Genomic DNA, 8,725 nt, shown 5'->3' on the forward strand with positions numbered 1-8,725 from the left:
CGGCCATCGCGTTTCCTTTCCTTCGAGATCTTGGTCGATTCGAAGGATCACGCGGTGGCCGTCCTACTTCACGACGCCACGCCCTCTGGCCTGGTCAAACTCGTACACCATCTCCGTGGACGCAACCGCTCACAGCCCACCAAGGGACAGTGCACAAGCCAACAGGGCCACCGTGATGGGGAGAATCCGCGTGGCGACAGGTATCGCGCCTCGCCGGTGACAAACAAGCGCGCCAAGCCCATCCGGCAGCCGCAGCCGCACCGCAGCCGCAGGTCAGCTCAACGCGTCAGTGACAACTTCCGTGCTTCGACTCAGTTGCGTCACCCGGCCAGGTCAATCAGGTCCTCGCCAGCAAAGGGATCCGTCTCGGGTCACCTCGACGTGGCCGGCATACAGGCCAGATATCTCGGTCCCCTGCTCCAGCGCGCCGGCGATGTCGGTGAGCATGGCGCCGACGTCGGTCCACCTTGGTGCGCTCTCGGCGGCGCCGACCTTGTCGTACTCCCTGACGCAACCATGGAGCGGCCCTTGCCGCAGGTCAACGAACAGTTCTTGCCCACCCTGGCTTGTCGCGATGGGCATCCAGGGTGCGAGCCACGTATCGCACCATGACCCCGCCGGCTGGGCCTCCAGCTCCGCGATCTCATCTGCGTCGCACTCGTCCGCCTCGGCTATCTCAAGCAGGATCCGTCGCGTATCAAGCGCCATCTCGATCGGGACAGGGCAGTAACCCGGCAACAGGTCGAAGGGCCGGCCGTGCCAAGGCCGGTCCGCGCCGTTCGCGCGGCGCCACCAGGCCAGAAGGCCCGCAGGAAGGGCCACCCCCAGGGCTGCCTCAGCCTCAGCGAGCTCCGCCGCCGCAGCCGGTGGGCCAATCCGCGCCAGCGCGTCCGGAGCATTCTCTGCGAGCCAGGCGAGGATCCGGTCCCACGACTCATCGACACTGTGCTCCATCCGATCATGGTGCCGGACCGTTGAGAGCGCGACGCCCGGTTTCAGCCAATTGAAGCGCTTAGTCGCATGTCGAAGCGCTCAGTCGCAGGCGGCCATGGGTTGCGGGCGTGTCGCTCAAGCCAAACCGTCAGCAAGATGCTGACGGTTTGGCAGGATGGTCCCATGCGGAAGGCGACTCCCCTGCCTCGACACCTCAAGGCGGCCGACGTTATCGCGGCAATTCAGGCTCGACACCAGGAGGATCCGCAGCTGGCGACGCATCCGGCACCAGAAGACCTGATGGCCTTCGCAACGTGGGCGCTTGACCGACGGAACGCCCTACCTGCGGCTGAAGCCAAGGACGATGTACTGGACGCCATCAGGCTGCTTCGACTGGCTCAGCAGCAGTTGGACCGCCTCATGCTCCGCGCCCTGCTCACAGCCAAGGCAGACCGCATCAAAACGCCCAAGCTCAGCGAAGCAACCGGCATCCATAGCCGACAGGGCACCCACGACCGAATCAAGGCTCTGACCAGGGAAATTGCAGCCGCGCGCCTATCCGTCCCAGCAGACGCTGTCGAGGATGTCGCTCCTGCGCCTGACGTAGCACTCGCTCACCTCAAGACCGTCGCCCACAAGCTCCTTCAGGAGTGGGAAGACCTCACTACCAACGAGGACGCCGACGAATGGGCCGAGGGCATCGAGCTCACCATGCGTTCGAGCGAGATCACGGATCTGACCGCGGCCAGCCTGTCAGTCCAGCTTCGATGCGCCACAGAGCAGATCGTCGAACACGCTGGCACGCTCGGTGTCCCAGCGGCCCGGACACCGGAAGCCGAGGCCGCGCTTGATGCAGTACGCAACTTGTAGCGCACGCGGACACGTTCCTACCTGCATGCAAGCACATGGCCCGTAGTACAGCCGCATGAGCTCTAGCAAGGGCCCATGTAAGCCGTAGTCCTTCTGGGAGCGTTCCCGTGGGACAGCAAACCCTCGGTAAGCGCAGACGTTTGCCGGATCGTCACCACAAGGCGCTCAGCCTGAACGCCGGCCAAGAGACGCTCGTCAAGCGCAACACATACGCAGGCAGCCAGCCACGAGTCGCTCCTCAAGCGCAAGACATACTCAAGCAGCCAGCCACGAGGCGCTTCTGACGGCAGAAGACCTGCCAGGCCGCGGACATGAGCCGGCCAGCAACGAACGTGGCGGGACGTGCGACATCGGCACGCCGCACACCACGACGGTGCATCAAACACGTGCCGACACCACAGTCGGGGAGCGAACGACCTCGGAAGTCCTACAGGCGAAGCGTTAAGACAGCTGTGTTAACGACACAGGCGAAGCGGTTGTTCGGCGGCCTTGGTGTAGCGCTCGGTGATCTGCCCTTCCTGGATGGTACGCAGAGCCCCTGCCTGAGGGGCTGGGCCGGCATCGGCCGAATGCGGGAGAGCCGTTCGCCACCGTACGGATCAGGCGTTAAGGCAGCTGTGTTCACGACGCGGGGCCTGATGGTGAACGTCGTGATCCTGGCAGGTCCGCCTTGTACGAGCCTTGATGGCGGCGTTCAATGACCTAACCCTGTCGCCGCGAGTGAACCTCACCGCAGCCTACGTTCCACAGGGAATCGGAGTTACGTGCTCTCGCGAGCCCGTCAACTTCCCAATCGCCGCCCCTCGCGACCGGACGTTCGGGCGCGGCTACCTGACCGCGATGAGGAGATCGGTCCGCCTGGATCGCCATCAGACATTAAAAGCCGCAGGTCAGAACCGATAGTCCTACCGATAGGGCCAACGATGTAAGCCCTGATAGTGCAGTAGACAGACAGGCAGATAGTCAGAGGTCGCATGGCGATGCTCAGCGAGTCGCAACAGACACTGATGCTCATACAGCAGAGCAGACCGCTCAACTCACAGTTGTGATATCTGGGTGTGCAGTAGAGGCGAGACATGCGGTACGCAGCGACTATCCGACCGATGCTCCACCTGAGTGAGTCAGGGATACACAGCTAGCTGGACGGACCGATGAGCACACAGATAACCCCAGGGAAAGTTAGACACGTAGTTCTAGTGACCGTCCACTCCCCCACCCCGGCGGTAGGTAGATGGGGCGATAGCGCGGTCACCCGGGCGAACGACGGTTCGTGAGCACAGAAGGCAGGTGGGACGTGCGACAAAGCAAGAGAACCCTTGAGGGAGAGCAGGAGCGATCCGGAAGGCGGCTAGCAGGGCAGCTGGTCGATCGTTCAGTCGAGCACCAGCACAGGCAGCGGAAACCCCAGAGAGAGGCGACATGCAAGCAGCAGGGAACTGAGACTCAGCAAGAACGCCGGGGGAGTAGGTGGGAACGGCAGTAGGTGGGAACGTAGGCAGCCCAAACAAAGGGGCAGCAGTCCAGGCGGTTGCGCAAGCGATCCGTTCAAAGGAACGCCGATTGACCAGGTGGCGGACGGAGAGGCAAGACAACACACCCGGCGGAGCGGGGGAGAAGCAAGCAGAACGGGGAAGCAGTCAGCGGGGCGGGGGACTGGCCAGCGAGACGGGGAAGCAGTCAACGCGCCAGGGAAGCGGCCAGCGCGCCGGGGGAGTCGCCAGCGCGCCGGGGGAGTGGTCAGCAAGGCGGGGGAGCAGAGGCAGAAGCAGAGGACCCGCGTCCAAAGGGGAGAGATGAAGCTCCCGGGGAGGACAGTCAGTAAGCGCCGGGGGTAACAGCACACGACGCTGTCACCGCGACACGGTCGTTCGGGTGCTTGAGGGGCCAACGAGGCCTCTGCTAGGAAGAGAGCCCATAGCAAGCCGGGCACGAGAGAATTGCTGGGGGCCATGACAGTCACCACGGACTGGGTGAAGGACCATCGAAGCCGCGCGGTAGCGCTCCGTCGAGTGGTCGCCGCCATCAACGAGAAGGGCGGTGTGGGCAAAACCTCGATCACCGCCAACTTGGCTGGGCAGGTGGCGGCGACGGGACGACGGACCCTGGCGATCGACCTCAACCGGCAGGGCAACCTCAGCCGTGATTTCGGCATCCGCCGGACGCCGCAAGACGACCAGGGCGCGGCTCTGCGCAGCGCCATCGTCGAGGGCACCGCTCTTCAGGTCGCGCCCGACGTCCGTCCCAACCTCGATGTCGCGGTCGGCGGGTCCAAGCTTGAGGACCTGACGTTGACGATCACGATGTTGCTCACCCGGGGCGACTTCCACGAGGCGTACCTGAAGCTGGCCGCCGCCATCGCTCCGATCGCGCACGAGTACCAGCTGATCGTGATCGACTGCCCGCCTGAGTCGCCCGTCCTTGACAACCTCGCGCTTGCCGCGGCGCGCTGGGTGATGATCCCGACCAAGTCCGACGACGGCAGCCTCGACGGCATGGAGCTCGTCGCCCAGCGGTTCCAGCAGATGCGGCAGATCAACCCCACCATGCAGTTGCTGGGCGCCGTGCTGTTCGCGACCGGGACCAACGCCAAGGCCATCCATGGCAAGGTCCGCAAGAGCGTCGCCGACCTGTTCGGCGGCGAGGACAAGTCCCCGTTGTTCCAGCAGCACATCCGGCACGCCGAGAGGGTCGCGGTCGACTGCCGGGAGATGGGAATGCTCGTACACGAGCTGAAGGAGTACGCCGAGCAGCAGCCGAACTACTGGACGGCGAAGCGGTCGGGCCTCAACCCCCGGCCGATGTCGGCGGCGCTGGACGGGCTGGCCACCGACTACCTCAACCTCGCCAAAGAGCTGCTGATGGTCATCGCGCAGTCCGAGCAGCGAGGTGCGCAGGCATGACGAACGGAGCCAAGGGCGGCCTGTCAGACATCTTTGGAGGTTCGGCGAAGGCAGGGGACAGCTCAGACCCGTTCGCGTTCCTGGGCACGGTCGACGAGCCGCCAGCCGCACCCGAGCCCGCCCCGGCCGAACCAGTGGCCGCGCCGGTGCCCGCACCTACGCCCGCGCCGGCCGCAACTCCGGCCCCGGCTCCAGCTCCAGCTCCGGCGCCGGCTCCTGCGTCGCGTACGCGCACTCAGGCACCTTCGCCGCAACCTCGGACGGTCCCCGCGCCGCCCCCGCCGAGCGCCACGCCGGAAGAGGCGCCTGCTCAGCCTTCCGGCAGCCGTCCGCGTCGCCGCCGCGCCAAGCCTGCTGAGCCAGCCGAGCCGGCCGAGGTACATTCCGAAGAGCTGGACGATGTCTCCGCCGAGACCACCAGCCAGGTCCAGATCTACCTGAAGTCATGGGCCCGCAAGACCGCCGCCAGGCTGGCCAAGGCGGAGGGGATGTCCAACGCACAGATCGCCTACGACGCCATCGACGAATCGCGGCGCGCCAACACTCTGCGCACCCTCGTCGAGGCCCGGCGAGTCGACCCGCGCCCGGCGGACAGCGCGTTCCCCAGCCGTTCGACCCGGCGGCGGCCGCGGCATTGGACCGACGAGGGCGGCGCCCGGAGCCTCTGGTCGATCCAAGCGACTCCGGCCGAACGCGAGGTTCTGGAACGGTTCGTCGTCGAGTACGGCGCGGAAAGCGTGAGCCAGCTCGTCTCCGCGGCCGTAGAGGCGTACCTGGAAGACAACCCCCTCCGCTTCGCCGAAGTCGACCTCAAACAAGCCCGCCGACCAACGTCCTGACCATGCACGCCGTCCGCACGGCGAACGACCCCGGCCCTCCCCGGCAGCCGCCGACCTCCTGACACTGGCCGATGGCAAGCCCCCAGACTGATCAGGAGGTCGGCACCCAAACCCCCACGACCTCGGCTCGCAGCGCACCGCCGGCAGGCCGACATACCGAGTGCGATTGCCGCACGAAGATCCAGCGACGACGCGCCTTTACGCCCACGCGCCGTACACCTGCGGTCTCCGTCCGTCCGCCCACGCGCATCGGCGGCCTGGACGGAGCGGAGCACCACTGCCGGATCGCGGGCACCAAGCCCGACTTGGAGAACGCAGGTCTCCTTGCGAGCCGCAAGCAACTCCACACGCCGACTACCTCGCCCACGACTTGCGTATCGCCCAAGCCTCCTCTCGCGATCGAGGGCCTCATACGCCGCTTCGATCGCGCAGCACGAGGGCGTTGACCTGCACCTGAGCGGTGAGCAGCGGACCGGCTCCAAGGCGGTCGCCTCCGACACCACGAGGAGCACCCGCCCGCGCGTACAGACGGGGGCGAAACTAGGAGGGCCAGCTCAGCGGGCTACGAGATCGGTGTCAACGCGGCGAGTTCATGTGGCAGAAGGGCGGCTGCCATCCCTGCCGCTGTTCGCGCCGGTCGAGGACATCCCGCCCGCAGCCGACCTGGTCGAGGAAGAGCCCCGCGGCCACGGGTAGTCGAGTCCCCAGGCCCGTGGGCTGAACGGTGACGGCCATGAAGTCTGCCCCCTGCCCTCCCGGTCGTACACCGTACGACCCGCCCCGGGCGCAAGAAGCAAGGCCTTGGGACGGCCGCCGGAGTGTCACTCGGCGCGGCGGCGCTGCAGTTCCTCAAGCCATCCGCGTACCTGCTCGTCGTCGTGCACGTACGGCCCACGGGGTTCCGGCCTCAGATCGATTCCGTGGAGAAGGCCCAGAGCCCACCGGGACAGATCGTCCCATTCGAGATCATCGTCGGTGTACCAACGTCCAGCCCACCGGTCAGCCGCATCGCGGCTCACACGTCCCTCGACCACACCAGCGAACCACGCCTCGATCTCGTCCAGACCCGGCTGACCACCACCCATGTACTCACCGTATCCAGACAGGGCGAGGGTGCCTCATGCATCTCCAGCTCTTCGGAAGCCACTTCAACGCACCTGCTGCACACTTGAGACATACACCCCTCATCTCCAAAGGCGTACCTCTTCGTAGCAACCGAGAGCATGTCCCTCGCCCCGATCCGCTCGGGCGCGCGTCGCTCAATCCGCCAGCCCCTACAGCGCTCGACCCGCATCCAGGGCATACGCCACCCACCATGACCCGGCCCGTACGCCGCTCGCCACACTCAGGCGTGCGGCGAAGGCGTACTGGCCGCCGAGGCTGCCGTTCGCGGTCGGCGGTACGCATGGCGTGCCGCTGAAGCAGCAGGTCGGCGAGCCGCAGGTGGCTGTTTGGCCGCTAGAGGCAACGGTTGTGGGCGAACGAGGTTGTCGGCCATCATCACATCGCGCCCACGCGGACGGGCACGATGTCGGCCATACCCGGCGTTCATGGCGCGAGCGGGGCCAGCTGATGCGCCGTCCGTAGTAGCTGGCGGCTCGCCGCCTCGGTGCGCGTGACCGTCGACGGCCTCGGACCCCCGAGAAGGCGTCGTACCTTCGACCTAACTATTGAATTTCCACGTAAACTTTGGCGACGATTCGAGCGGATGGCGAAGGTATACCTTCAAAATGCGGTTGCGACCCATCGATCTGGCGCGGGAACACGGACTGTCCGCGCAGGCCGTGCGCAACTACGAGGAGGCGGGGATCCTGCCCCCGGCCGAACGCTCGCCGCACGGCTACCGCATCTACGCTCCACGCCATGCGGCGGCGTTGCGGACGTTCATGACGTTGATCCCCGCACACGGCCATGCGACCGCGGCGGCGATCATGCGAGCCGTGAACGGCGGCGCGGTCGAGGAGGCGCTGCGCCTGGTCGACGAGAGCCACGCACAACTGGCCGACGACCGCCGCACGCTCGAAGCCGTGGAACGCGCCCTCCGCGATCTCGTACCGCCCCCTGAACCGGAGCCCCCGCACGACCTAACGCCGCCCCGTCAGCTGGCGCCGCCGCACGGCCCAGAATCACCGCACAGCCCGGTACGGTCCAGCAGCTTGGCGCCACCACACGACCCGGATTCGCCGGCACGCAGCCCAGTGCCGCCACCCCATGATCTGACGCCGCACACCCCAAGATCAACGCGCGAGCCAGGGCCGCCACGTACCCCAGCGCCACACCGCGACTTGGCGTCGCCGCACCGGCCGAGGCCCGAAGCACAGCGCGGGCCAACGCCGCATCGCGATGTGGCGTCGCCACACGATCCGAGGCCGGAAGCGCTGCGCGGGTCTGGGCCGCCACGTACGCCGCCGCGCGTCCTGGCGTCGTCGTACGACACAGGGTCCTCGCACAATCTCAAGGCACCGCAGCACGGCCTGAAGCCATCGCGCCATCTGGCGCCGCCTGCGCCCTCGGCGGATATGACGTTCATTGGGCCGCTGGCTCGCAGGCTCGGCATCCGGCCGGCTACGTTGCGCAAGTGGGAACGGGCCGGGGTAGTCGTGCCCCAACGCGATGCACGTACCGGCTACCGCGTTTACACCTCCGCCGACGTGCGGGACGCGCAGCTCGCCCACCAGCTACGGCGGGGCGGGCATGGGCTAGAGCAGATCGCACGAGTGCTTGAGCAGGTACGGGCCGCAGGTGGACCCGAGCCGCTGCAAGCGACGTTGAAGGAATGGCGCGACCGGCTGACGGCGCGAGGCCTCGCGATGCTGGCGGGTGCGGGTGCCCTTGATGCCTACCTCGATACGCCATAGCGCCTACGACGTCGCAGGCGGCCCCTCATCGGTGCGGTGTCTCATCACGCTTGCCACACGCGCAACCCACGGCGAATGAGCAGCGAGCGGTGCTCCGGGGGATGTGCTCGCTGCTGGACGGCAGTTGGTAGGCGTCGTGGGGGAGTAGGCCTCTCGGCGAAGTTGGCGGGTAGGGCGGCGCCTGTCCGTAGGCGCCGCGGTCACGTCCAGCGGAGTGGTGTAAGAGATCGGCCTTCGCGTGATCTGTTTGTGCAGGTTAAGCGGTGATTGCTTGCTGGTCGATCTTCTCGGTCGGTGCGTCGCCTGCGATTACGCGCAGGCGGGC

General features: G+C 66.7%; 5 protein-coding genes and 2 pseudogenes. 5 read left to right on the forward strand and 2 right to left on the reverse strand.

Annotation, left to right across the window (positions count from 1 at the left end; all coding sequences use genetic code 11):
- Window positions 1–333: 333 nt before the first annotated feature.
- The gene (locus tag ABD333_RS47180) at window positions 334–954 is read right to left on the reverse strand and encodes an SMI1/KNR4 family protein (protein WP_344549471.1); all 621 of its coding nucleotides are present in this window, start codon (window positions 952–954) and stop codon (window positions 334–336) included.
- Between the two features lie 135 nt (window positions 955–1,089).
- On the opposite strand from ABD333_RS47180, the gene ABD333_RS47185 reads away from it, so the two are divergent.
- The 3 genes from ABD333_RS47185 to ABD333_RS47195 all read left to right on the forward strand — a co-directional run bounded on the left by ABD333_RS47185 (window position 1,090) and on the right by ABD333_RS47195 (window position 5,542).
- Window positions 1,090–1,803 (forward strand): hypothetical protein, encoded by a 714-nt coding sequence (locus tag ABD333_RS47185; RefSeq protein ID WP_344549472.1) that lies wholly within the window; start codon window positions 1,090–1,092, stop codon window positions 1,801–1,803.
- Window positions 1,804–3,752: 1,949 nt separating this feature from the next.
- A complete protein-coding gene (locus tag ABD333_RS47190; protein WP_344549473.1) occupies window positions 3,753–4,703 on the forward strand; it encodes a ParA family protein in 951 nt (316 codons plus the stop codon).
- Window positions 4,700–5,542 (forward strand): hypothetical protein, encoded by an 843-nt coding sequence (locus tag ABD333_RS47195; protein ID WP_344549474.1) that lies wholly within the window; start codon window positions 4,700–4,702, stop codon window positions 5,540–5,542. Before ABD333_RS47190 ends, ABD333_RS47195 begins: the two co-directional genes overlap by 4 nt.
- 821 nt (window positions 5,543–6,363) lie before the next feature.
- Here ABD333_RS47195 and ABD333_RS47200 read toward each other — a convergent pair.
- A complete protein-coding gene (locus ABD333_RS47200; RefSeq protein WP_344549475.1) occupies window positions 6,364–6,627 on the reverse strand; it encodes a hypothetical protein in 264 nt (87 codons plus the stop codon).
- 645 nt (window positions 6,628–7,272) lie between these two features.
- Here ABD333_RS47200 and ABD333_RS47205 point away from each other — a divergent pair.
- Window positions 7,273–7,431, forward strand: a pseudogene (locus ABD333_RS47205) (MerR family DNA-binding transcriptional regulator); the annotation flags it as partial.
- 627 nt (window positions 7,432–8,058) lie between these two features.
- Window positions 8,059–8,400: pseudogene (locus tag ABD333_RS47210) on the forward strand (TioE family transcriptional regulator); the annotation flags it as partial.
- Between the last annotated feature and the right edge of the window lie 325 nt (window positions 8,401–8,725).

This window comes from Actinomadura fulvescens, from assembly GCF_039533225.1.
GTDB lineage: Bacteria > Actinomycetota > Actinomycetes > Streptosporangiales > Streptosporangiaceae > Spirillospora > Spirillospora fulvescens.

Coding starts and splice junctions, on each gene's coding strand:
- ABD333_RS47180 (WP_344549471.1), bottom strand. CDS start 954: ATGGAGCACAGTGTCGATGAGTCGTGGGACCGGATCCTCGCCTGGCTC.
- ABD333_RS47185 (WP_344549472.1), top strand. CDS start 1,090: ATGCTGACGGTTTGGCAGGATGGTCCCATGCGGAAGGCGACTCCCCTG.
- ABD333_RS47190 (WP_344549473.1), top strand. CDS start 3,753: ATGACAGTCACCACGGACTGGGTGAAGGACCATCGAAGCCGCGCGGTA.
- ABD333_RS47195 (WP_344549474.1), top strand. CDS start 4,700: ATGACGAACGGAGCCAAGGGCGGCCTGTCAGACATCTTTGGAGGTTCG.
- ABD333_RS47200 (WP_344549475.1), bottom strand. CDS start 6,627: ATGGGTGGTGGTCAGCCGGGTCTGGACGAGATCGAGGCGTGGTTCGCT.